The following is a 23387-nucleotide window of genomic DNA, read 5'->3' on the forward strand; positions in this document are numbered from 1 at the left end:
TACATGCTGATCCAGCCCACGCTGGCCCCGGTGAACATCGCCCCGGCGGCGCTGACGGTAACGGGCACCACCATCGCCAATAAGCTGTTTGATGGGACTGTGTCAGCCACGGTAAGCGGCGGAACGCTGGTTGGGGTTGTCCCGAATGACGTCGTCACCCTCGCGCAAAGTGCTGTTTTTGGCAGTATCACCCCTGGCGCGCAGGTACCGATTATCGTGAATGACACACTCGGCGGCGCCAGCGCGCGCAATTATGTGCTGAACGAGCCGGCCGGTCTTTTTGCGACGATCCTTGCGCCGATGGCAGCACCGACCGCTGTTGAACAGACTGGAGTGTTAACGCAAACGAACACCTCTCTCGCCACGGGGGCGATTAACCCGCTTGGCCTGGTGAGCGGTGGTCTCTCTGCCGTTACGCTCGGCGTGACACAGGGCGGCGTGAACGGTGCCGGGACGAGCGGCGGCACGAGTTCGACGGTGATCTCGCCATACGTCGTGCAGAGCAACGACCGGTTATGGAAGAAAAACCGCACATCTTAAGCCTCGAAATTGACGAACAAAAACGTTCTGATCCCGGTCGGGTGATTCAAGTAAAAGGACTCTCATAAGATGTATGGTTTGGTTTCGAAGCCCAAGCGAATCCGGTTGCGCATGGCGCAAATATCCGCGCTGACCCTCACCACGGCTATGACCGTCATTCCCATGGGCCACAGCTACGCGGCGCCTGCGCCGACGACGGGCGCGATTATGCAGCAGGCCATGCCACCCGCACCGGCGATGACACCACCGCCCGCGGTGTTATCCTTGCCGGCCCCGCAGGCGCAGGCGGAGTCTTCAAATCTCAAGATTCCGGTCAAGACGCTGGTCATTGATGGCAATAAGCTTCTGCCGGCCGCGCTGTTGCACGCGCTGGTGCAGCCGGCCGAAGGGCAGAGCCTGACCTTGGGGGAATTGCGCGATTATGTGGCACGTATCACCAGTGCCTATCAGGCGCATGGGTACCCTCTGGCCTATGCGTATCTCCCGGCGCAGCAGATACGCGATGGCGTGATCCATATCGGCATCGTGGAGCCGAATTATGATGCCGTGCAAATTCTTGGCCACGCGCGTCTGCGTGTGGATGTTGCCAAGCGTACCCTCGGCATAACCCCCGGCACGCCGGTCGCGCAAGCGCCGCTGGATCGTGGGTTGCTGCTGCTTGACCAGACGCCGGGCGTAAAGGTGAACGGCGTTCTGGTGCCTGGTGCGCAACCTCGCACCAGCACCCTGCAGGTGAATGTCGCCGATGAGGACCTCGTCTCAGGGGATGTTTACACCAGCAACTACGGCAACCGTTACACCGGCAGCTATGTGGTGGGTTTTGACACCAGCGTTAACGACCCATTTGGCTATGGTAGCTCTATCGCGTTCAACGGCATGTACGCACCCGGAGGGCATTTGAAGGCGGGTGGCTTCAACCTCAATTCGCCCTACATCTGGAATGGGCTGCGTCTGGGCGTTTATGGTTCTTACACCGACTACCATCTCGGCGGCAGCTTCACCTCCCTGCTCCAACGCGGACACGCAAACCAGCTCGGCGCAGACCTGAGCTATCCGCTGATCCTGCGTCCTGGGCGGGCGTTGAACCTCCGCTTCGATGTGTTGCAGAACTGGCTGGGGCAGAAGACCCTCAGCGTCGGTTCAGCTTCCAAACAATCCATCACGCTCGAACGCGTGACCCTCAGCGGAGTCGAAAGCGATCATTGGCAGGGCATCACCACGGCCAGCCTTGCCATCACGCAGGGAAACCTCGCCATCGGAGATGCCCAGGCAAAAGCGACGGACGCCTTGGGGCCAAAAGCTCGAGGAAATTTCGAGACCGCGCTGCTACAAATCATGCGGACACAGTCCATCTCCTACGGTTTTACCCTTACGCCCTCGCTGACGGCTCAGATCGCCAGCAAAAATCTGGATAGCTCGCAACAGCTTTATCTCGGCGGACCGTATGGCGTCATGAGTTATCCGGTGGGTGAGGGTGGCGGTGATGCAGGGTATCTGGCCGATGTGCATCTCAGCCACGCGCTGCTGCTGCCGTCCCATATTCCCGGCCAGCTCCAGGCATCCATCCTGGCCCAGACCGGGGCTGTTTGGGTTAACCACAATGTCTATGCCGGGTATGCTGGCGCCAATCGCATCACAGAAATGGGGGTTGGCGGCGAACTCACCTACGACCTAAAAAATTGGCACGGGCAGATCGTGTATGTCCATCAGGCCGGTCCGGCAAATCCCGCCGGGCTCTCAACACATGGCGGACAAATCTGGTTCCTGATCAATTACAGCTTCTGAGGTTACGCGCCAAGGTCGTGTCCCCACAGTCCCGGCACCACTCGAGTGCGATCGTTTGAGGTTCGCTCAACCGAGCGAGCCGAAAGCGCGAATCGCCCTCAGAAAAATAGCGAGAGCCTGATCGCACTTAAAGCGGTCAGGCTCTCGGGGCGACACGGCCAATCAATGACGGACGGCAGTAGGATATTTGTGCCGGAGGTGTCTCAACGCATGCGCTACGCCGCCATATCTGCGCCATATCGCCGCGTTATCTGGCCTGCGGACCCGGCTTGCGCCGCCCCTCGGCAGACCCCAAAGAGGATTCAATGAAGACACTCTCCCTCGCCATTGCGTTTTGCATCCTATCTCTCGGCGTGCCGGCCCAAGCCCAGGAAGATTTGGGCACCCCGGCCGATGTGCTGGCTGCCCATAATGCCTACCGGGCGAGCGTTGGTCTTCCGCCGTTGCGCTGGTCAGGCCCGCTGGCGGTGCAGGCGCAGCAATGGGCTGATCATCTGGCCGAGACGGGCGTGCTCCAGCATAGCGGATCAGGGCAAAATCTGGCCATGGCGGAAGACGGCACGCAGACGGTCACGCAGCTGGTTGATCTCTGGGGCCGTGAGCAGGCAGATTTCACGGATGGCATCTTCCCCAGCATCTCCACCACCGGAAACTGGATGGATGTGGGCCATTACAGCCAAATGGTCTGGAGGGCGACAACCGCGGTCGGGTGCGGGTTCGCGGAGAATTATGGGCGCGAGGTTCTGGTTTGTGATTACAGCCCCGTTGGGAATGTCATGGGTGAGCGGGCCTATTAGGTCCTGTTACATTCATCGCAAAAATCAAAAATCTACGCCAGCGTCCGGCAGCGTTCCAGTGCTGCGATCAAAACGGTCCGCACCCCTGGCTCCAGGGCCGAATGTCCGGCATCGGGCACCATGGTCAGCCGGGCGCGGGGCCATGCCGCCGTCAGTTCAAACGCCGACTGCGCCGGGCAAATCATGTCATAGCGCCCTTGCACGATCTCGCCAGGAATCTCCCGCAATTTTTCCATTTGGCCGAGTAATCCACCCTCAGGCAGAAACAGATCATTTACAAAATAATGCGCCTCGATTCGCGCCAGCCCAAGGGCCGAGCGGTCCTGCGCAAAAGCCGATACGGCTTCAAAACTGGGCAGCAGCGTTGAGCACGACCCCTCATAAATACTCCAGCTCCGCGCTGCGGGCCCGTGGATCAGCGGGTCGGGATCGGTCAATCGCCGCAAATAGCTGGCCAGCAAATCTCCCCGTTCATGCTCAGGCAGAAACTGCGAAAACGCCGCATGCGCCTCGGGGAACACACGCGCCATGCCATGCAGAAACCACTCCACCTCCATCGCCCGGCCAAGAAAAATTCCACGCAATACCGCGCCCGTTACTGCCTCGGGATGCGCCTGCGCATAAGCCAGCGCCAGCGTCGAGCCCCATGAGCCGCCAAACAGCAGCCAGCGCTCGATGCCTAAAAACCTCCGCAACACCTCAATGTCAGCCACCAGATGCGGCGTGGTATTGGCCACCAGGCTACCCAGCGGCGTTGATCTGCCCGCCCCGCGCTGGTCAAAAATAATCACCCGCCACACGTTCGGGTCAAAAAACCGGCGATGCACCGTCCCCGCACCCGCACCCGGCCCGCCGTGCAGAAACAACACGGGCTTGCCGAGCGGGTTGCCCACCTGTTCCCAATACATCACATGCCCGTCGGAGAGGGGCAGATACCCGCTCTGATAAGGGCCGATCTCGGGGAACAAATCACCGCGCGGCATGGCCAGCCCTAAACCAGCGCGGCGCGCAGCACCGCCGCCACCCGGGCTGCTTGTGCGTCGCTTAAATCCGGGTGGATCGGCAGCGCCAAAATCCGCCGCCCCAGCCCTTCGGCCACCGGCAGCGGCACGCCATCATGGCAGGAGGCATAGGCCGGCTGCTGATGCAGCGCGCGCGGATAATACACCGCATGCCCAATCCCCGCCGCCTGCAGCGCCGCCTTCGCCGTTTCGCGTTCCGCCTCGTCGCGCAGCAACACCGAATACACAGCCCAGGCGCTTACGCTCTGCGCCACCCGCGATGGAATTTTGAGGACATCCGCCAGCGCCTTGTCATAAATCCCGGCGATCTGCTCACGGCGCGCGATTTCGCCCTCGAACACTTCCAGCTTCGCCAGCAACACGGCCGCCTGCATCGTATCCAGCCGGCCGTTCATGCCGATGCGCATCACCTCATAGCGCGTGGTGCCCTCGCCATGCGTGCGCAATGAGCGGAACAGCGCCGCGCGCTCCGCCGACTCCGTAAACAGCGCGCCGCCATCGCCATAAGCGCCGAGCGGCTTGGAGGGGAAAAAGCTGGTCGCCGTGGCATCCGCTGCCCGGCCCAGGCGCTCGCCTTTCAGCGCCGCGCCGAAGCTCTGCGCGCAGTCATCCAGCGTAAACAGCCCTTCACGTGTGGCGATGGCGCGGATTGCGTCCCAATCCGCCGGTTGCCCGAACAAATCCACGCCGACAATGGCCCGCGGCCGCAACGTGCCGCCACGCTTCACATCGGCGATCCGCGCCTTCAGCCCCGCTACATCAATCTGGAATGTATGTGGATCAACATCCACAAACACCGGCGTGGCGCCCAGCAGCAGCGGCACCTCGGCGGTCGCGGTGTAGGTGAAGGCGGGCAGAAACACCGCATCGCCGCGCCCGATTCCCTCGGCCATCATCGCAATCTGCAACGCATCGGTGCCCGAACTCACCGTCACGCAATGCGCCGCGCCGCAAAACGCCGCCAGCCGGGCCTCCAGTTCGCTCACCTCCGGCCCCAGAATATACTGTCCGTGCGCCAGCACCGCATCCAGCCTGGCGCGCAGGCCGGGGCCAATGCGCGCCTGCTGCGCCTTCAAATCGAGAAACGGGATCGGCGGAAAATCATCACTGTTCATAATACCAACCCTAGCTCGCCGGACTAAAAACGGCGAGACCTCCCGCCGGTACAAATTCAGGCACCATCCGCGCCAGCGCCGCCAGCGCCGCGGCCTCGTCGGCCGCCACGCAAGCCGCTTCAATATCCCTTATCGCCGCCGCGACCAGCCGCACATCGCTCACGCGCGGGCTGGCCATCAACAATCCCTCATGGCCCGTGGGCTCCGCTTGTTCGCCGCCATGGAACAACTCCTCGAATAACTTCTCTCCCGCCCGCAGCCCGGTATAGCGGATCGCCACATCCACATCCGGCCGCAATCCGGCAAGCCGGATCATCTGCCGCGCCAGATCCACGATTTTCACGGGCGCCCCCATGTCCAGCACAAAAATCCCGCCACCGGGGAGCGTGGTTTCGCCGTTCCCCGCCACAGAGGCCTGAAGCACCAATTCCACGGCTTCGCGCACGGTCATGAAGTAGCGCTGCATTTCGGGATGCGTCACCGTCAGCGGTCCGCCCTGCGCCAGTTGCCGGCGGAACAGCGGCACCACAGAGCCGGTGGAGCCCAGCACATTACCGAACCGCACCGTCACGCAGCGCATCCTCTGGCTACCGCCGCGCCGTGCCTCCAGGTTCAACCCTTGGCAATACATTTCCGCCAGCCGCTTGCTCGCCCCCATCACCGAGCTGGGGTTAACCGCCTTGTCGGTCGAGATCAGCACCATCAACGCCGCACCGCTGGCGGCAGCGGCATCAGCCACCGCCCTTGTGCCGAGCACATTGGTCTCCAGCCCCTCCAGCGGGTTTGCTTCCACGATCGGCACATGTTTCAGCGCGGCGGCGTGGAACACCAGCTCGGGCCGGAATTTTTTGCATAACGCCGTCATCCGCGCCGCATCGCGCACATCGCCGATAACCGCGTGCCGCGCCACCTCCGGGGCCAGCTCCGCCAGCTCCAGATCAATCTGCCAAAGCGCATACTCGCCATTGTCCAGCAGCAGAATTTCCGCCGGCGCAAAGCCCGCCACCTGGCGCGCGAGTTCCGCGCCAATACTCCCCCCCGCACCCGTCACCAGCACGCGCCTGCCCGCGATCAGCCGGGCCATGCCCGAACGGTCCGGCCGCACTTGCTGGCGGTTCAGCAAATCCTCAATCGCGATCGGCTGTAATTCAAGCTTTTGTTCCGCCGGCGCCAGCCGGGTCAGGCTGGGAGCCCGCAACACCCTTATGCCGCTCCGCGCGGCAACCGCCAGCAATCCCGCCAGCCTGTCACCCGCCAGCCCGCCCGAGGTGATAATCAGCAGGTCAGGCTTTTGTTCCAGCCTGGCCAGCGCCGCCTCGGCCTTCTCCACGGTGGCGAAAACGTCCAGCCCGTGCAGACGCTGCCCCATATGCCGGGCTGAGAGCGAGATCACCCCAATCACCCGGTAGGGTGACGCGGCAGCCTGGTGATGCGCCGTCAAAAACAATTCAGCACTTGGCGCATCCCCCACCAGAACCGCCCTCTGCGCCGCTGTCCGGCGCTCAGAGCTGGGGATACGTGCGAGCCGGTACAGAAATTTCGGCGAAACCAGAAAAACCACCAGGGCAAGTGCCAATATGACCGGAAAAGCCGGCGAGGGCAGGGGGATGCCCGAACCCACCATCAGCAGCACCAGCATCACCGCCGTCACCGCGCCGGCAGCGCCGATCACCGCCAGATCACGGAAGGAAATAAACCGCCAATGCAGCCGGGGAAGCCCGAGCGGCACCCCAATCAGCCAGATCGCCACGGCGCCGCCGAGCGGCAGGGTATGCGGTTGCGGAACGGGGGAAGCCGGGTTGGCCAGCCAGAAACTAAAACCCACGGCGAGGGCCGCCAGCACGCCGTCCAGGAGAATGTTCACTGCCATGCGGACCGGGAGACGTGAGGAGCTGTGCTGACTCATGGTTGCAGCCTTATACCCGCGGAAACCGCCGTTGATCCATAAGCAAGATCAGCCGTGCGGATTTAAAACATCCCGGTCCGGCGGCATGCTCTCAGCCGAGCCAGAAAATCCCTTCGACCTCAACCGCCGCATCCAGCGGCAACGACGCGACGCCAACGGTCGAGCGCGCATGGCGCCCAGCCTCGCCAAAGGCTGCCACGGCCAGATCGGATGCACCGTTCATCACAACGGCATGCTGCGAGAATTCCGGCGTCGCGGCAATGAAGCCGCCAAGCCGGACCACCTTGGCAATGCTGGCCAAGCCACCTGGCAGCGCCGTTTCAAGCTGCGCCAGCACATTAATCAGGCAGAGCCGCGCCGCGTGCTGCCCCTCCTCGATCGAGACATTCAATCCGAGCTTTCCCGTCACCGCCACCTTGCCGTCAATGGCGGGCAGTTGCCCGCTCACGGTCACAAGGTTGCCGGCAATGCTCACCGGCACATAAGTCGCCACGGGCGGCATCGGCTTGGGCAGAGTAATGCCAAGCGCCGCCAGTCGTTCAATCACGTTCATGCGTTGCTCACCAGTTTAAGGTTTTTGCGCCGTTCGCGCGGGGCAGGGGCGGGAAGGTCAAGCGGCAGCAGCGGTGCGCGGTCAGCCGCGCCATCGCCCACGGTATCGCTGGCCTCGGGCGTCGCCGGGGCCAAATTGGTCTGCCCCAGATAATTCACCGCGAGATTGCGGAACACATAATCGATCATCGAGGTCGCCTGCGGCACCGCCGGATCGCCTTCCACCGCCCCGGCGGGACCAAAGCGCGTGAAGGTGAATGCCTCCACGTAATCCTCCAGGTTCACCCCATGCTGCAGCCCGAGGCTCACCGCGATCGCAAAGGCATCCATCAGGCCGCGGAAGGCCGATCCCTCCTTGTGCAGCGCGATGAAAATCTCGCCCAACCGGCCATTGCCATACTCGCCGGTGGAGATAAATAATTTATGCCCGCCAACGCTGGCTTTCTGCGTATAGCCGCTGCGCCGCGCGGGCAGGGCCTCGCGGTTGGATTGCCGGCGTGCCGGCATGGGGGCGGCCGGACGCGCGGGCATTGCCGCCACCAAAGGCTCCAGCGCGTCGTGCATGGCAACATGCGCCGCCGGGCGAATGGGGGCGAACAGCGATTCACCGCCCAACATTTTAACCAGCGCCGCCTCCGCGCTCAGCCCTTGTGCCGCCAGCCGCGCCCGGGCCCAAAGGCTGAGTTGCCCCTCACCAGTCAACGGCGAGAGGGCGGGTGCGAAATTGCGCACTTCGGCGCCCAACAGCGCCTCCACCTCCGGCGCCTCGGCAAAGCCCAGCAACGCCTCATGGCGGCGTGTACCCGCCGCCAGAGCCTCCTGTTGTGCCGCCAAGGTTGCCGTTTTCAACCCCGGCACCACGCAATCGGCCGGAAGCGCCGCGGCCGTCACCGGATATCCGGGCGCCGCGCCACGGGCCAGCAATTTCGCCGAGGCAATATCCGCCTGCGCGCCGATGAACGCCGTCACCATCACGGCGATGTCCCACGCCGCTGTGGAATCATAATCCACCCCGAGTCCCGCCAGGAACAGGTTAAGGTCCGTGAACCCGATATTCAGCCGATGCGCCGAGGGTGTTCCCAGCGTCAGCGCCGTCACCGCGAGCCGCACCGCCGCCCCCAGCCCGGTAATGTCAAAAACGCCGGCCTCATCAACAAACGCATTCAGGTTGAACACAAAACCCGGCTGCCCCGGTAATTTATTCTGCCAGACATTCGCATTGGGGCTGCCCCGCCGTGCCGCCAGCAGCGCATGCAGCTGCGCCCCCAGCTCCGATGAAATCCCGGCGGTTTCCGCCCGGGCTGCAACCGGTGCAATCCAGGCCTGCGCGGCGAGCGCAATATCCAGCGCGCCCCGGTCCGGCAATATTCCAGCCAGCGCATCAGCCGCCACGGCGCCCCAGGCGGCGGGTATCTTCACTTCCACCGCCGCCGCATCCGGGTCCGCGCGCCCGGCGAACACCGCCTGTTTTATGCCATGCCAGGATTTATCTGTTTTATAAGTGCCCATGCCCTCATCCTATGCCGAGCCGTGCGCCAGTTAAAGTGCATATAGTGGTAATTTTTGCTCCCAGCCACAAAATACTGTGGATAGTCTGCATGCAACTTCAAGATGGACCCCGGCGCCCGCTTCACTTATATCAGGCGGCATGAGCACCTCCCCTTCGCCTGCCAAAGTCTCAATCAGCCAGCTTGGCGGTTTGCGCCGGCTTATCTTCAACCCCGGCCTGATCCTCTACACGCTCCGCCATGGCCGTCTCGCCGGGCAGGACGAACAGGGTAATCATTATTTCGAGCGCCCGGCCCACGGCATCGCCCGCAACGGCCGCCGCTGGGTGGTTTATGCCGGCGCTGACGACCCTTCCGCGATCGGCCCGCGCTGGCACGCCTGGCTGCACCACCTCACGGATAAACCGCTGCCCGAGACGGGCGCCAGGCCGTGGGTAAAGCCGCACCAGCCCAACCTCACCGGCACGGCGGAAAGCTACCGCCCCGCCGGGCATGACTATCAGGGCGGCCAGCGCGCGGCGGCCTCGGCTGATTACGAATCCTGGACTCCGGGGCAGTAACGATGGCCCGTAAGCTTCCCGAACTGCTTACCGGCTTTGCCGTTATCATCGCTTCGGCGGCGTTTCTGGTCTACGCACTTAGCGCGTCCGGAACCGTCACAACCGGCGGCTATCCGTTGCAGGCGCAATTCGCCAGCATCGGCGGGCTCACCGTCGGCGCGGATGTTAAAATTGGCGGCGTTGTCATCGGCCATGTCGCCGATGAGCGGCTCGATCCCAATACCTACGCCGCCATCGTCCGGCTGGTCATCGACAATGGCATCAAGGTTCCCGATGACAGCAGTGCCGCCATCTCCTCCGATGGTCTGCTCGGCGGCAATTACGTCTCCGTATCGCCAGGCGGCTCAAATAACATGCTTGCCGCCGGCCAGTCCTTCGCCGTGACCCAGTCGGCGATCAACATCGAGGATCTGCTTGGCAAGTTCATCTTCTCGATGGGCGGAACCTCCGGCAAAACATCCACACAGGCCGCGCCGGCCCAGGGCAATGCCAGCAACCCGCCGGCGAACCCCGCCGCGCTCTCTCCCGCCGCGGCAAAATAATGCGTTTTTGCGCCGCCACGGCTGTTCTTACATTGCTGGCGGGCAGCCTGGCCTGGGGGCAGACGGATAATGCCGTGGTGGTGCCGCCTGCACCGCCCATTGTCTCCGCGCCGCTGGCCAGCCCGGCGCCCGTGGCCCCGCCCGCGGCGCAGCCGCCGCCCGGCCTTGTGCAAACGCAGCCGCCGCCGGTGCCTGCCGCCGCCGCCACGGACTCCAGTACGGCGGATGCAGCCCCCGCGACACCCAACAACTGGGTGGTTGGCACGACCGCGCTACTCGGTGTGCTCGATAAAGTTGATGGCAGTACAACCAAGATATCCATCCCGGCCGGGGGGCAGGCGAATGTGGGTGATCTCCAGATCTCCGTGCAGTCCTGCGTCAACCGCCCCGCCGGGCAATTGCCCGACGCCGCGATCTTCCTCACGGTTCAACCTCTGTCCAACACCGCCGGCCCGCCGCTGTTCCGCGGCTGGATGGTCCGCTCCACGCCCGGCGCAACCGTTGTCGGCGACGCTGGAGAAATTTTCCGCGTCATGGGCTGTTCTTAAGTCTTCTGCCGCCTCTGAGGCCGCATGCCGCTTGCAGCGAGCGGAAGAGACCTGCAGGCCCCGTGAAGTTCGTATGCCGCGACGGCTGAAATCTGGACATTAGTTCATGTTGCGGCGCGCAAATTGTGCTAAAAATACAACAGGTTCAGAATGTTAAAGCTTGAAGTGAATTGGCTCTGTTGATTCATTCCCGAAGTCACTAAATGGGCTTGGTTCGTCTCGTCATTTTTGTTTGGAGTTTAGATTATGAAGCTGCGCTTAGCCCTTGCCGCCGCCACCTGCCTTGCATTGCCGCTCGCGGCCCATGCGCAGCCGGTCACCGGCCCTTATGTCAGCCTCGGTGCTGGCACCAGCATTCTCAATCCGATCCCGGCAAGCGACGCAACCGGTTCCGGCAAAATTCTGTCCCGTCCTTCCTATGCTGGCGATGCCGCCGTCGGTTACGGCTTTGGCAACGGCCTGCGCGTGGAGCTGAATGGTGACTTCTACCGCAACACAGCCCATAAAATCGGTGGCGGCCCGCGCGTGACGGGCGGCTTCAATACTTATGGCCCGATGGTCAACGCGCTGTATGACATGAACGTCGGCCTGCCGATCTTCCCATATGTTGGCGCTGGCGTCGGCTATCAGTGGCAGAACCTCGACTCCGCTCTGAGAAGTTCAACCGGTGGCTTCGCGGTCAGAGGCAACAGGGGCAGCTTCGCCTATAACGTTATCGCTGGCGCCGCTTATCCGCTGCCGATGGTTCCGGGTCTTTCCGTAACCGCTGAGTACAAGTTCACCCAGCTGGTTGAGAGCCGTAACTATAGCGAAGGGAATGGCCTCAAGTTCAAGCTTGGCCAGGAGTCGAGCCACACCTTCCTGCTCGGCCTGCGCTATCAGCTGTTCAACGCCCCTGCGGCCGCCCCGGCCGTTGCCCCGGTTGCAGCTCCGGTTGCCGCAGCCCCGGCCCCGGCTCCGGCCCGCACCTACCTGGTCTTCTTTGATTGGGATAAGGCAAGCCTGACCCCGCGCGCCACGCAGATCATCGCGCAGGCGGCGTCCGACAGCAAAACCCAGTCCACCACGACGATCGACGTGAACGGCTACACCGACACCTCCGGCACCCCGGTTTACAACCAGGGCCTCTCCGTGCGCCGCGCCAAGGCCGTTGCGGCCCAGCTGGTGGCGGACGGCGTTCCCGCCTCCGAGATCACCGCCCAGGGCTTTGGCGACACCAAGCTGCTCGTGCCGACCGGCCCGGGCGTGCGCGAGCCGCAGAACCGCCGCGTGGAAATCATCCTCAACTAACCACGGTTTGTTCGAGAATAACGGCCCCGGCAGGCAACTGCCGGGGTTTTTTTTATTCAGCAGGCTGGCGCCGGACAAAAAAAGCCCCGGCAGTTGCCCGCCGGGGCTTAGAGCCTGATCGCTTTAGGTGCGATCAGGCTCTAGCGGTTTTTCTGAGGGCGATTCACGCTTTCGGCTCGCTCGGTTGAGCGAACCTCAAACGATCGCGCTTAACTTATATTCTGGCGCTACCAGAACCGCTGTGACCTGCCTTTTGCCTGCCCCGGATCGGATGCCTGCCCCGGATCAGACGGAAATTGGCTCAGGGTTCGCCGGCGGAAGCCACCGTGGTTGGCGCCTGCGGTGTCATGTTGGACGCGAAATTATCCAGCTCCTGCGTGTTGCGTAACGCCAGTACCGCGTTGAATTCCGCACTGTTGTTCAGACAAAAAACGGAGCCTTGCGCCTGGGCGCTGACGGACTGGTTGTTGGCCAGCAGCGTCACGAAATCATCCTCCCGGCTTTGGCCCGCCCGTCCGCCCACGCGGCGGAAATAGCCATCCATGACATGCTGTTCTGCCAGAATATGCGGCTGGAAGGTGGTCATGAACACGTCATACTGTCTTCTCTGGTCACAGGTGAGCGCGCCGACCATCAATGCCGATTTCAGCCCGATAACATTGAACGCCTGCTGGTAGGATTCCACCTGCGCCCGGCTCATCTTGATTCTGTGCGAGCTGACGACCGGCATTTCCACCATGGTCGGGTAAATATGCCCCACCGGCGCGGGCGGCGGCGGCTGCATGACCGCGACTGCCCCCGGTCTGGAGCAGCCCGCCAGTGTCAGCATCGTCAGGCCGATCACCATACCCGTTTTGCCCACACCCGAGGCTGCCCGCATTGAATGCAATGTCAAATCCTTCAAATTAACGTGTATAAATAGTTTTCCATGCATTAATACAGAGAAACTCCCGCGCCGCCAAGGCGCAAATCATGCTGAATGTGACGTGTAAAACGTTCATATTAAAACATTTTTACGGCCCATGGTGAATTTGTAATGCGGGGCTATATGCTCACCACCCGCAGCGCATTCGTTGTTCCCGGCTGCCCAAACGGCACCCCGGCCACCACCACGATTTCCTCGCCCTTTTTGGCAAAGCCCTCCAGCCGGGTTATTTTCACCGCCTGCGCCACGGCCTCGGTCATGGAGTGCACCTGCACGGTCATGGCCGCATGCACCCCCCACACTAACGCCAGCCGCCGCGCCACGGGAGTCGTGGTGGTCAGCCCCAAAACCGGGCAGTCCGGCTTCTCGCGCGCCACCCGCAACGCGGTGGAACCGGACTCCGTCAGCGCCACAATCGCCTGCGCGCCGATGGTATGCGCCACCTGCACCGCCGCCGCGGCAATCGCGTCGGCGGAGGATCTTTCCGGTGCCGGGCGTTTCGCATCAATCCCGCGCCGCCAGTCCGCATCGCGCTCCACCCGCGCGATAATCCGGTCCATCATGTTCACCGCCTCGCGCGGATACTGCCCGGCGGCCGACTCTGCCGAGAGCATCACCGCATCCGCCCCATCATACACGGCCGTCGCCACATCTGAGGCTTCCGCGCGCGTTGGCGCCGGCGCCGAGATCATGCTCTCAAGCATCTGCGTCGCCACCACCACCGGCATCCCCCGCTGCTGCGCCGCGCGGATGATCTGCTTCTGCGCAATGGGCACATCCTCGGGCGGCAGCTCCACGCCAAGATCACCGCGCGCCACCATCACCGCATCCGCCAGCCGGAGAATTTCCTCCAGGTTTTCCAGCGCCTGCGGTTTTTCCAGCTTGGCCATCACCATCGCCCGCCCGCCCGCCAGCGCTTTCGCCTGCGCCACATCCTCCGGCCGCTGCACGAATGAGAGCCCGATATAGTCGATCCCCAGCGGCAGCACGAAATTAAGGTCCGCGATATCCTTCGCCGTCAGCGCCGGGATCGGCAGCACCACGTCGGGAATATTCACCCCCTTGCGGTCGGAGAGCACGCCACCATTCAACACCTCGGTGAGCAGATGGTCCTCGCGCTTGCGCAGCACCCGCAGCCGCAATTTGCCATCATCGAGCAACAGCATAGAGCCGATTTCCGCGGCTCCCAGAATTTCCGGGTGCGGCAGGCAGACCCGCCGCGTGTCGCCGGGCGCCGCATTCATATCCAGCGTGAACTGCTGCCCCGCCTGCAGGCTCACCCGCCCGGACTGAAACTGCCCCACCCGCAGCTTCGGCCCCTGCACATCGGCCAAAATCCCGATGGGGCGGCCAAATTTCTTCTCCAGCGCGCGGATCATCCCGATCCGCGCGGCATGGTCGTCGTGGCTCCCGTGCGAAAAATTCAGCCGGAACACATCGGCCCCGGCAACGAATAATTGCGCGAGCATCTCCGGGGTGGCGCTCGCCGGCCCCAGTGTCGCGATGATTTTGGTACGGCGGTGGCGGCGCAGGCGTTCGGTCATGTAAACCTCATAAAATCATTACAGCGCGAATATCGTTGACATTTGTTAACGTCGGCCCGGTGACGATCAGATCACCAAGCGATTTAAAAAAACTGTAGCTGTCGTGCGCGGCCAAAAACCCCGCCGCATCCAGCCCCAGGGCGCGGGCGCGGGCCAGCGTCTCCGGGCCGATCATCGCCCCGGCGGCGTCCTCGGTGCCATCGATTCCATCGGAATCCCCCGCCAGCGCGTAAACATTTTTAGCCCCGTCCAAGGCAATCGCCATGCTGAGCAGAAACTCCATATTGCGCCCGCCGCGCCCGGGCTTTGCCGCCCCGATCGTCACAGTGGTCTCGCCGCCCGAAAGCAGCAATACCGGCCCGCGCTCCGCCAGAGCCAGCGCCGCCATGCCGCGCCCAAGCACCGCGGCTTCCCCCTCCAGCGCGTCCCCCAATATTTTCACCCTCATGCCACTGGCCCCGGCCGCCGCCTGCAAGGCCATCATCGGCGTCGCGATGAGGCGATAATCCGCGCCCTCAACCCATGTCGGTCCGGAGCCGATAACAGCCGGGTCATCTCCCGGAACATCGGAAATCGCCAGCGTCACAAGCTTCGCCGGCGCGCAGGCCGCGGCCAGCCTGCCGCCCTTGATGCCCGAAAGCCGTTTGCGAATCCGGTTCATCGCCGCAATAGGCGCGCCGGAGGCCAGCAGCGCCTGATTGACCAGAATCTTATCCTCCAGCGTCACCCCCGCCGCCGGCAGTGCGAGCAACGCCGATGCCCCGCCGGAAATCAGCGCGATCACCTGATCCTGCGGACCAAGCCCGTGCACCGCCGCCATGATTTCACGCGCAGCCGCCTCGCTCGCCGCGTCAGGCACCGGGTGCGCCGCCTGCAGCACCCTGATTTTCCGCGTGGGCAGTTCATGGCCGTAGCGGGTCACGACAACGCCCTCTATCGCCTGCCCCTCGGGCCAGGCATTCTCCATCGCCGCCGCCATCGCCGCCGCGGCCTTCCCCGCGCCGATAACGATGTTCCGCCCCTTGCCAGGTGGCGGCAGATTCGGAGGCAAACACACCGCCGGGTCCGCGGCGGCAATCGCCGCTTGGAATATCGCGCGCAGACGATTGGCGGTATCATGCTCCACAACGCCACTATGCCAGGAGCCACAGGATGAGCAAACCGGAGATCACCCCCGCCCAGACCGAAAAACTGGAGGCCGCCGCCTTCCGCGCCCTGGTTGCGCATTTGCGCGCCAATCCGCAGGTGCAGAATATCGACCTGATGAATCTCGCCGGCTTCTGCCGCAACTGCCTCTCGCGCTGGTACCGCGAAGCCGCCGAGGCACAAGGCATCGCCCTCTCCGACCCCGCCGCGCGCGAAATTATTTATGGCATGCCCTACAAGGATTGGCAGGCGCAGCACCAGAAACCCGCCAGCCCGCAGGCCCAGGCCACCTTCGCGGCCAAACAAGGGAGCGGGGAAGGGCATTGACGCTGGGTGTTCTAACCCTCTATCCCCGCCCTCCCGATTGAGAAGGATATACCATGGCGCTTGATGCAACCGAAGAAAAACCGGCCAATGTCGCGGGCGAGCGCCTGCGCAGCATTGTCGACCGGATTGAGCGGCTCGAGGAAGAGCGCAAGGCGCTCGGCTCGGACATCAAGGACATCTACTCCGAAGCGAAGTCGGCCGGGTTCGATGTGAAGGTGCTGCGCCAGCTCATCCGCATCCGCAAACAGGAACCCGCCGAGATCGAGGAGCAGGAAACCCTGCTCGACGTTTACCGCCGCGCCATCGGCATGTGAGGCGCCGCCGTGCCCAAGGCGCAGTCAGGCCTTGGGCACGGTCAGGATTTTCAGGGCATCGGTCCGCATGTAATTGGCTTTCGCCGCTTGCGGGTCGGGCAGGGCGCAGCGCAGCGCCAGGGCGATAATCCCCAGGCTAAAGACGCTGATCACAACCGTGCCGCTCAGGTTTGAGAAAGTGCCGGTGCCATGCGCCGGCCCGAGATAGGTGATCAACCACAGCCCGCCGAAATAAGGCGCCATCCACCAGGCGCCCCGCCATTCCAGATGGCGCAGCGTCCGCTGCACGGCGAATTGCTGCCCGCAATAAAACATGAACATGAGCAGCAGGCCGCCCAGCAAATGGTTGGCGACATCCGCCCCCGCCCAGAACACCACCAGATTCGCAACGATAAAGGCCATTGGCGCGAACACCATGGCCAGACGAAGGCGGAAGGGGCGCTTGTATTGCGCCTCGGGCAGGGTTTGGCGGAAGGCAAGCAAAACCACCGGGCCAATGCCGTAGGCGATGACGCTGATGGACGAGATATAGGTCACGAGCAACCGCCAGGAGGGAAGGGGCAGCAAAAACAGCAGCCCGGCAAAAAAGCTCAGCGCCAGGCTGGTCACGGGCACGCCGTTGCCCGAGATCTGGGTGAAGAGCCGCGGCATGAACCCGGAATCGGCGGTTGCATAGATCACCCGCGCCGCCGTGGTGTTATAAATGACCCCGGTGCCCCCCGGCGATATCGCGGCATCCGCATACAAGGTGATAGCCAGCCAGGTCAGCCCCAGCCCGCTGGCCAGCCCGGCAAACGGCCCGGAAATCCCAGGAAAGCTCAATTTTGCCCAGCCGTTGGCGAGGTCGGCGGGGGTGAGCGCGCCGATGAATGCCAGTTCCAGCCCGCAATAGAGCAGGATGCACAGAAGGACCGATCCCACGATGGCAAAGGGCAGGCTGCGGCTGGGGTTGGAGGTCTCGCCCGCCAGCTCGATCGCCTGACGGAATCCCAGATAAGCAAACAGAACACCCGATCCCGAAACCGCCGCCAGCACCCCGTTCATGCCGGTGGGGGCAAAGCCGAACTGGGTGAAATTGCGCGCCCGAAAATGCACGAACATCAGGACAACCACGGTCCCCGCCGGCACCAGCAGCTTCCACCATGTAATCGCGTTGTTGATCTTCAGCACGAGCCTGATCGCCAGCAGGTTGATCCAGAGGAACAGCACCATCAGCGCCGCCGCCGCCGCGAAGCCTTTCATGGTGAGCATGCCGCTCGCCGGGTCGACCAGGCCGGAGAAAAAATTATTGCTGTAATTGATCACTGAAACCGCCTCGACCGGCGGGACGGAAATATAGGCAAGAAAATTGATCCAGGTCATCACCTGCGCCGAGAGCCGGCCAAAGCAGAGATACGGGAACACAATCACCGCTCCCGGCTGCGGGAACATGGTGGAAAGCTCGGCAAACACAAAAGCCAGCAGGAGCACCGCCCCGCCGCCGATCACCCAGGCAATGAGCGAGGCCGGCCCCGCGATTTTCGCAGCGTTCATCGCCCCGAACAGCCAGCCGGAACCGATCATCCCTCCCAGGCTGGCGAATAAGAGGCCAATACGTCCGGCGTCGCGTTTCAGAGCGGGTGCGGGCATGAAATCTCCTGGCCGGGGATGGGTTGATCCACCAAGGTCTAACCGCGATTTTCCCATGCGTCACGCAATTATCGTCGAGGCAGGCGCGCCCCGCCGCCGCTCCACCTTTGCCGCCGGCCGATTAGCGCCTACATCTGCGGGCAACATCAGGAGCGGATTATATGCACGCAACACAGATCGCCCGGCACCCCGAAGGTTTCTCCGCGAGCAGCGGCACGCTGCCGGTCTGGAACCTCAACGATCTGTACGCCGGCCTGGAAGACCCGCGCATCGCCGCCGATCTGCAAAGCGCCCAGGATGCCGCCGCCGCCTTCGAGTCCCGCTACAAAAACCGCCTCGCTGGTCTCTCCGGCGCGGAGCTGGCCGCCGCCGTGCATGAATACGAGCGCATCTCCGAATCCCTCGGCCGCGCCACCTCCTTCGCGCAGTTGCTGTTCTCCGCCGATTCCAACAACCCCGCCCACGGCAAATTCTACCAGACCATGTCCGAGCGCGTGACGCTCATCAACACCTCCCTGTTGTTCTTCACCCTGGAGCTCAACCTCCTCCCCGAGGCTGATCTGGCCGCCAAACAGCAAGACCCTGCCTTGGCCCGCTACGCCCCCTGGCTGCGCGATCTGCGGGTCTTCCTGCCGCACCAGCTCTCCGCCGAGCTGGAAAAACTGTTGATGGAAAAAGACGTCACCGGCCATGCCGCCTGGAGCCGCCTGTTCGATGAGACCACCGCCGCCATGCGCGTGCCGGTCAACGGTGAAGACCTCACCCTCTCCGCCGCCCTCAACAAACTATCAGACCCTGAGCGCGCCACCCGCCAGGCCGCCGGCAAGGCGGTTGGCGAGGCGATGGGCCGCCACGAAAAACTCTTCGCCCTCATCACCAACACCTTGGCCAAGGACAAGGAGATCGACGACAACTGGCGCCACTACCCAACCCCCGCCTCCTACCGCAACCGCTCCAACATGGTTGAGGACGAGGTGGTCGAAGCCCTGAGTTCGGCGGTAAAATCCTCCTACGCCCGCCTCGCGCACCGCTATTACGCCATGAAGGCGAAATGGCTGGGGCTGGACAAGCTCGAATACTGGGACCGCAACGCCCCGCTCCCCGGCGATGATGACCGTGCCATCCCCTGGCCCGAGGCAAAGGAGATGGTGCTCGGCGCCTACGCTCGCTTCAACCCCGCCCTGGCCGCGCAGATCGAGCCGTTTTTCGAGCAGAGCTGGATCGACGCGGCCCCGCGCCCCGGCAAATCCGGCGGCGCCTTCGCCCACCCCACAATCCCCGCCGCGCACCCCTATGTGCTGATGAATTATCACGGCCGCACCCACGATGTGATGACCCTGGCGCACGAGCTTGGCCACGGCGCCCACCAGCGCTTGGCGGCCGAGCAGGGCTACCTGATGTCCGGCACGCCCCTGACCCTGGCCGAAACCGCCAGCGTCTTCGGCGAAATGCTCACCTTCCGCTCCCTGCTCGATGCCGAGTCAGACCCCCAGCGCCGCCGCTTCATGCTGGCCGGCAAGGTGGAGGACATGCTCAACACCGTCGTCCGCCAGATCGCCTTCTACCAGTTTGAGCTAAAAGTTCACGCCGAACGCCGCACCGGCGAGCTGCTCCCCGCCCGGATCGGCGAAATCTGGCTGGAAGTGCAGACCGAGAGCCTCGGCCCGGCCTTCACCTTCGCTGAGGAATACCGCCTCTTCTGGGCCTATGTCCCGCATTTCATCCACTCGCCGTTTTATGTCTATGCCTATGCCTTCGGCGATTGCCTGGTGAACGCCCTCTACGCTGTCTACCAGGAGAGCGCGGACAAAACCGCCTTCGCCGGAAAATACACCGAAATGCTCAAAGCCGGCGGCACCTTGCGCCACAAGGAGCTTCTCGCCCCCTTCGGCCTGGACGCCAGCCACCCCGAATTCTGGCAAAAGGGGCTGGACGTGATCGCCGGGTTCATTGACGAGCTGGAAGCCTGATGGCCGAACGCGAAGGCAATATTTTCGGCGACATCGGCCGCTTCGCCCGCACCTCCGGCGCCGTCGGCGGCATCGCCGCGCGCATCGCGGGGGAGCGTGTGCTCGGCATCAAAACCGACCAGGCCCGCCACGCGCAGGATTTAAAAGCCGTGCTCGGCGGCCTCAAGGGCCCGATGATGAAGGTGGCCCAGTTCCTCTCCACCGTGCCCGACGCATTGCCCCCCGAATACGCCGCCCAACTGGCCGAACTCCAGGCCAACGCGCCACCCATGGGCTGGGCCTTCGTGCGCCGGCGCATGCAAAGCGAGCTGGGGCCGGATTGGGAGAAAAAATTCACGACCTTCGGCCATGAGGCCGCCGCCGCCGCCAGTCTCGGCCAGGTCCACAAGGCTATCCTGCCGGATGGCACCCAGGTCGCCTGCAAGCTGCAATACCCTGACATGCCCAACATCGTGGAAGCCGACCTGCGCCAGGTGAAAATGGCCATGGCGCTCTACCGGCGCATGGATAACGCCATCATCCAGGACGACATCTACACCGAACTCTGCGAGCGCCTGCGCGAGGAGCTGGACTACAAGCGCGAGGCCGCGCAGATGCGCCTCTACCGCGCCATGCTGGCGGGCGTCCCCAACGTAAATGTCCCCGAGCCGGTGGCGCAATACACCACGCCGCGCCTGCTCACCATGAAATGGTTGAACGGCGTGGGGCTGAAAACCTGGCTGGAGGGCGAGCCGAGCCTGGAGCAGCGCAACGCGCTCGCCACCGCGCTCTTCCGCGCCTGGTACATCCCCTTCTACCGCTACGGCGTCATCCACGGTGACCCGCATCTGGGCAACTACCAGGTCTCCGAGAGTGGCGGCCTCAACCTGCTGGATTACGGCTCCATCCGCGTCTTCCCCGCCAAATTCGTCGGCGGCGTGCTCGACCTCTACGCCGCCGTACGCGACGCCGACTCCGAGCGCGCCCGCCACGCCTACGACATCTGGGGCTTCAAAGGCATCACCGATGAGCAGATCACCATCCTCAATGACTGGGCGCAATTCCTCTACGGCCCGCTGGTGGAAGACCGCGTCCGCCCGATCCAGGACGACGGCGACACCCAGTTCGGCCGTTCGGTGGCACAAAAGGTTCATGCGGGCCTGCAGCGCACGGGCGGCGTGCGCCCCCCGCGCGAATTCGTCCTCATGGACCGCTCCGCGATCGGCCTCGGCTCGGTTTTCATGCGCCTGCGCGCCGAGCTTAACTGGAGCCGTCTGTTCCATGAGACGGTCGATGATTTCGACCCCGCCCAACTGGCCGCCCGCCAGCAGGAGGCTTTGCGCATTGCCGGGGTGCCGGAGGCCAAGTAATACCAGCGAGCGTGCAACAATCATGACCGAGGGCGTCGATGGCAATTTTTAAACGCGGCCTGCGCGAGGGCTTCATCGCCCGCGCCTACCGCAAGACCCTGCATTCCTTCTACGCCAACGATCTATGGATCGACCTGCGCCTGCACGCCAAGCGCGAGGCCGTGGATTATATCGTCGCCAACATGAGCGAGGCGATGGTCCTGCCCGACCGGCTGGATCTGCTGAAATTCGCCCTCTCGCGCGCCCCGGCCGAGGGGCTGGTGCTGGAGTTCGGCGTCGAAAAGGGCGCCTCCTTGCGCCACCTCGCCAGCCTGCGCCCCGGCAATGTGCATGGATTTGACAGTTTCGAGGGCCTCCCCGGCGACTGGGGCGGCACCAAGGAGGCCGCGGGCGCCTTCACCCTGCGCGGAAAACTGCCAAAAGTCCCCGCCAACGCCATCCTGCATGTCGGCTGGTTTGACAAAACCCTGGCGCCCTTCCTGGCGGAAAACCCCGCGCAATGCGCCCTCATCCATGTCGATTGCGACATCTACATCAGCACAGCCGTCATTTTCGAGCAGCTGCGCTCGCGCATCGGCCGTGGCACGGTCATCGTGTTCGATGAATATTTCAACTATCCAGGCTGGCGCGCGCATGAATACAAGGCGTTCCAGGAGTTCATCGCCGCCAGTGGGCTAAACTATCGTTATCTCGGTTTTTCCGCCGAAAAAGGCCATGTCGCGGTCATCATCCTTTAAAGACCGCGCCAAAATACCTCACATTTCCGGCAGGGTAGGGCATGCCGCGCCCCCTGCTGGCGGCTGGTGCTCTTGAATAATTACGCGGCCTCCATCATGGTGCGCTGCAATCGATTGCGTTTTTTAGGGAATGGTCCATGCGTCTAGCGGTTTTGAAAGAACGTCGTGCCGGGGAAGCCCGTGTGGCGGCGACACCAGATACGGTCAAAAAACTGATCGGGCTTGGCCTGAGCGTTGCTGTTGAAGCAGGCGCCGGGCTGACCGCCGCGATCTCCGATGAGGAATTCGCCGCCGCGGGTGCGCAAATCACCCCCGATGCCGCAACCGCGTTGAACGGCGCTGAAATCCTCTTCGCGGTGCAGGCGCCCGAGCCGGAAATCCGCACGCAGGTTGCCCCCGGCACCCTGCTGGTCTGCACCATGAACACGTTTGGCAACCCTGAGCTGGTCCCAGCCCTGGCCGCCGCGAAGATTGACGCCGTGGCGATGGAGATGATGCCCCGCATCACCCGCGCCCAGAGCATGGATGTGCTCTCATCCCAGGCCAACCTCTCCGGCTACCGCGCCCTCATCGAGGCCGCCGGCGCCTTCGCGCGCGGCTTCCCGATGATGATGACCGCCGCCGGCACTGTGCCGCCCGCCCGCGTGCTGGTCATCGGCGCCGGCGTCGCCGGGTTGCAGGCCATCGCCACCGCGCGCCGCCTCGGCGGCATCGTCTCCGGCACGGACGTCCGCCCCGCCGCCAAGGAGGAGATCAGATCCCTCGGCGCCACCTATATCGGCGTCGATGACGAAGAGTCAGCCAAGCAGACCGGCCCCTATGCCGGGCAGATGTCCGAGGAATTCCGCAAGAAACAGGCTGACCTCATGGCCACCACCGTCGCGAAGAACGACATCATCGTCTGCACCGCTCTGGTGCAGGGCCGCAAGGCGCCGGTGATCGTCACCTCCGAGATGGTCGCCGCCATGCGCGCGGGCAGCATCATCATCGACCTCGCGGCCGATTCCGGCGGCAACTGCGCCGACACCGTGCCGGGCGAGACCATCACCACCGCCAATGGCGTCACCATCATCGGTCACCGCAACTGGCCCTCGCGCATCGCCGTCGCCGCCAGCCAGCTCTACGCGCGCAACCTGCTCACCTTCATCACCACCTTCTGGGATAAAGACGCAAAGGCGCCCAAGCTCACCGAGACCGACGACATCATCAAAGGTGTGCTGCTGACCAAGGGCGGTCAGATCGTCCACCCGAATTTCATTCCCGCAGCCGCTTAAGGGGGGC

General features: G+C 63.6%; 22 protein-coding genes. 13 read left to right on the forward strand and 9 right to left on the reverse strand.

Annotated elements, in window-relative coordinates; genetic code table 11:
• From QQJ84_RS07555 to QQJ84_RS07565, 3 genes are all read left to right on the forward strand, one after another.
• Nucleotides 1–540: YDG domain-containing protein (locus QQJ84_RS07555; RefSeq protein ID WP_284257518.1), on the forward strand; the 540-nt coding region annotated here is incomplete at its 5' end.
• A gap of 111 nt (nucleotides 541–651) precedes the next feature.
• Nucleotides 652–2325: a ShlB/FhaC/HecB family hemolysin secretion/activation protein gene (locus QQJ84_RS07560; RefSeq protein WP_284257519.1), complete on the forward strand. Its 1674-nt coding sequence runs from the start codon at nucleotides 652–654 to the stop codon at nucleotides 2323–2325.
• Between the two features lie 305 nt (nucleotides 2326–2630).
• A complete protein-coding gene (locus QQJ84_RS07565) occupies nucleotides 2631–3122 on the forward strand; it encodes a CAP family protein (protein WP_284257520.1) in 492 nt (163 codons plus the stop codon).
• A 32-nt stretch (nucleotides 3123–3154) separates the two neighbouring features.
• Here QQJ84_RS07565 and pip read toward each other — a convergent pair whose 3' ends face one another.
• The 5 genes from pip to QQJ84_RS19570 form a co-directional block, all read right to left on the reverse strand.
• The gene (gene pip / locus QQJ84_RS07570) at nucleotides 3155–4105 is read right to left on the reverse strand and encodes a prolyl aminopeptidase (RefSeq protein ID WP_284257521.1); all 951 of its coding nucleotides are present in this window, start codon (nucleotides 4103–4105) and stop codon (nucleotides 3155–3157) included.
• Between the two features lie 8 nt (nucleotides 4106–4113).
• On the reverse strand, nucleotides 4114–5259 hold the full coding sequence (locus QQJ84_RS07575; protein ID WP_284257522.1) for a DegT/DnrJ/EryC1/StrS family aminotransferase: 1146 nt from the start codon (nucleotides 5257–5259) through the stop codon (nucleotides 4114–4116).
• A 10-nt stretch (nucleotides 5260–5269) separates the two neighbouring features.
• Complete coding sequence (locus QQJ84_RS07580; protein ID WP_284257523.1) at nucleotides 5270–7165, reverse strand: polysaccharide biosynthesis protein; 1896 nt, start codon at nucleotides 7163–7165, stop codon at nucleotides 5270–5272.
• A 91-nt stretch (nucleotides 7166–7256) separates the two neighbouring features.
• Nucleotides 7257–7718, reverse strand: coding sequence for a RidA family protein (locus tag QQJ84_RS07585; RefSeq protein ID WP_284257524.1), 462 nt, complete (start codon nucleotides 7716–7718; stop codon nucleotides 7257–7259).
• Nucleotides 7715–9226 (reverse strand): TSCPD domain-containing protein, encoded by a 1512-nt coding sequence (locus QQJ84_RS19570; protein WP_284257525.1) that lies wholly within the window; start codon nucleotides 9224–9226, stop codon nucleotides 7715–7717. Before QQJ84_RS19570 ends, QQJ84_RS07585 begins: the two co-directional genes overlap by 4 nt.
• Before the next feature lie 139 nt (nucleotides 9227–9365).
• Between QQJ84_RS19570 and QQJ84_RS07595 the strand changes: the two genes are divergently transcribed.
• From QQJ84_RS07595 to QQJ84_RS07610, 4 genes are all read left to right on the forward strand, one after another.
• A complete protein-coding gene (locus tag QQJ84_RS07595) occupies nucleotides 9366–9785 on the forward strand; it encodes an NADH-ubiquinone oxidoreductase subunit NDUFA12 family protein (protein ID WP_284257526.1) in 420 nt (139 codons plus the stop codon).
• Nucleotides 9786–9787: 2 nt separating this feature from the next.
• Nucleotides 9788–10327 carry an outer membrane lipid asymmetry maintenance protein MlaD gene (gene mlaD, locus QQJ84_RS07600; RefSeq protein ID WP_284257527.1) on the forward strand — a complete coding sequence of 180 codons (540 nt, stop codon included), beginning with the start codon at nucleotides 9788–9790 and terminating at the stop codon, nucleotides 10325–10327.
• On the forward strand, nucleotides 10327–10875 hold the full coding sequence (locus QQJ84_RS07605) for a DUF2155 domain-containing protein (protein WP_284257528.1): 549 nt from the start codon (nucleotides 10327–10329) through the stop codon (nucleotides 10873–10875). The genes mlaD and QQJ84_RS07605 overlap by 1 nt, the downstream gene beginning before the upstream one ends.
• 246 nt (nucleotides 10876–11121) lie before the next feature.
• On the forward strand, nucleotides 11122–12165 hold the full coding sequence (locus tag QQJ84_RS07610) for an OmpA family protein (RefSeq protein ID WP_284257529.1): 1044 nt from the start codon (nucleotides 11122–11124) through the stop codon (nucleotides 12163–12165).
• A 301-nt stretch (nucleotides 12166–12466) separates the two neighbouring features.
• Here QQJ84_RS07610 and QQJ84_RS07615 read toward each other — a convergent pair whose 3' ends face one another.
• From QQJ84_RS07615 to QQJ84_RS07625, 3 genes are all read right to left on the reverse strand, one after another.
• Nucleotides 12467–13045 carry a hypothetical protein gene (locus QQJ84_RS07615; RefSeq protein ID WP_284257530.1) on the reverse strand — a complete coding sequence of 193 codons (579 nt, stop codon included), beginning with the start codon at nucleotides 13043–13045 and terminating at the stop codon, nucleotides 12467–12469.
• Nucleotides 13046–13209: 164 nt separating this feature from the next.
• On the reverse strand, nucleotides 13210–14634 hold the full coding sequence (gene pyk, locus QQJ84_RS07620) for a pyruvate kinase (protein WP_284257531.1): 1425 nt from the start codon (nucleotides 14632–14634) through the stop codon (nucleotides 13210–13212).
• A 7-nt stretch (nucleotides 14635–14641) separates the two neighbouring features.
• Nucleotides 14642–15760, reverse strand: coding sequence for a glycerate kinase type-2 family protein (locus tag QQJ84_RS07625; protein WP_284257532.1), 1119 nt, complete (start codon nucleotides 15758–15760; stop codon nucleotides 14642–14644).
• A gap of 26 nt (nucleotides 15761–15786) precedes the next feature.
• On the opposite strand from QQJ84_RS07625, the gene QQJ84_RS07630 reads away from it, so the two are divergent.
• Nucleotides 15787–16107, forward strand: coding sequence for a DUF1244 domain-containing protein (locus QQJ84_RS07630; protein ID WP_284257533.1), 321 nt, complete (start codon nucleotides 15787–15789; stop codon nucleotides 16105–16107).
• 53 nt (nucleotides 16108–16160) lie between these two features.
• Complete coding sequence (locus QQJ84_RS07635; RefSeq protein ID WP_284257534.1) at nucleotides 16161–16421, forward strand: DUF2312 domain-containing protein; 261 nt, start codon at nucleotides 16161–16163, stop codon at nucleotides 16419–16421.
• Nucleotides 16422–16445: 24 nt separating this feature from the next.
• On the opposite strand, the gene QQJ84_RS07640 is transcribed toward QQJ84_RS07635, so the two are convergent.
• The gene (locus QQJ84_RS07640; RefSeq protein ID WP_284257535.1) at nucleotides 16446–18050 is read right to left on the reverse strand and encodes an APC family permease; all 1605 of its coding nucleotides are present in this window, start codon (nucleotides 18048–18050) and stop codon (nucleotides 16446–16448) included.
• Nucleotides 18051–18211: 161 nt separating this feature from the next.
• On the opposite strand from QQJ84_RS07640, the gene QQJ84_RS07645 reads away from it, so the two are divergent.
• From QQJ84_RS07645 to QQJ84_RS07660, 4 genes are all read left to right on the forward strand, one after another.
• On the forward strand, nucleotides 18212–20020 hold the full coding sequence (locus tag QQJ84_RS07645; RefSeq protein WP_284257536.1) for a M3 family oligoendopeptidase: 1809 nt from the start codon (nucleotides 18212–18214) through the stop codon (nucleotides 20018–20020).
• Nucleotides 20020–21369, forward strand: coding sequence for an ABC1 kinase family protein (locus QQJ84_RS07650; RefSeq protein WP_284257537.1), 1350 nt, complete (start codon nucleotides 20020–20022; stop codon nucleotides 21367–21369). Before QQJ84_RS07645 ends, QQJ84_RS07650 begins: the two co-directional genes overlap by 1 nt.
• A gap of 38 nt (nucleotides 21370–21407) precedes the next feature.
• The gene (locus QQJ84_RS07655) at nucleotides 21408–22106 is read left to right on the forward strand and encodes a class I SAM-dependent methyltransferase (RefSeq protein ID WP_284257538.1); all 699 of its coding nucleotides are present in this window, start codon (nucleotides 21408–21410) and stop codon (nucleotides 22104–22106) included.
• A gap of 137 nt (nucleotides 22107–22243) precedes the next feature.
• Nucleotides 22244–23380: a Re/Si-specific NAD(P)(+) transhydrogenase subunit alpha gene (locus QQJ84_RS07660; protein ID WP_284257539.1), complete on the forward strand. Its 1137-nt coding sequence runs from the start codon at nucleotides 22244–22246 to the stop codon at nucleotides 23378–23380.
• Nucleotides 23381–23387 lie beyond the last annotated feature (7 nt).

The organism is Acidocella aquatica (genome assembly GCF_030160635.1).
Classification (GTDB): Bacteria; Pseudomonadota; Alphaproteobacteria; order Acetobacterales; family Acetobacteraceae; genus Acidocella; species Acidocella aquatica.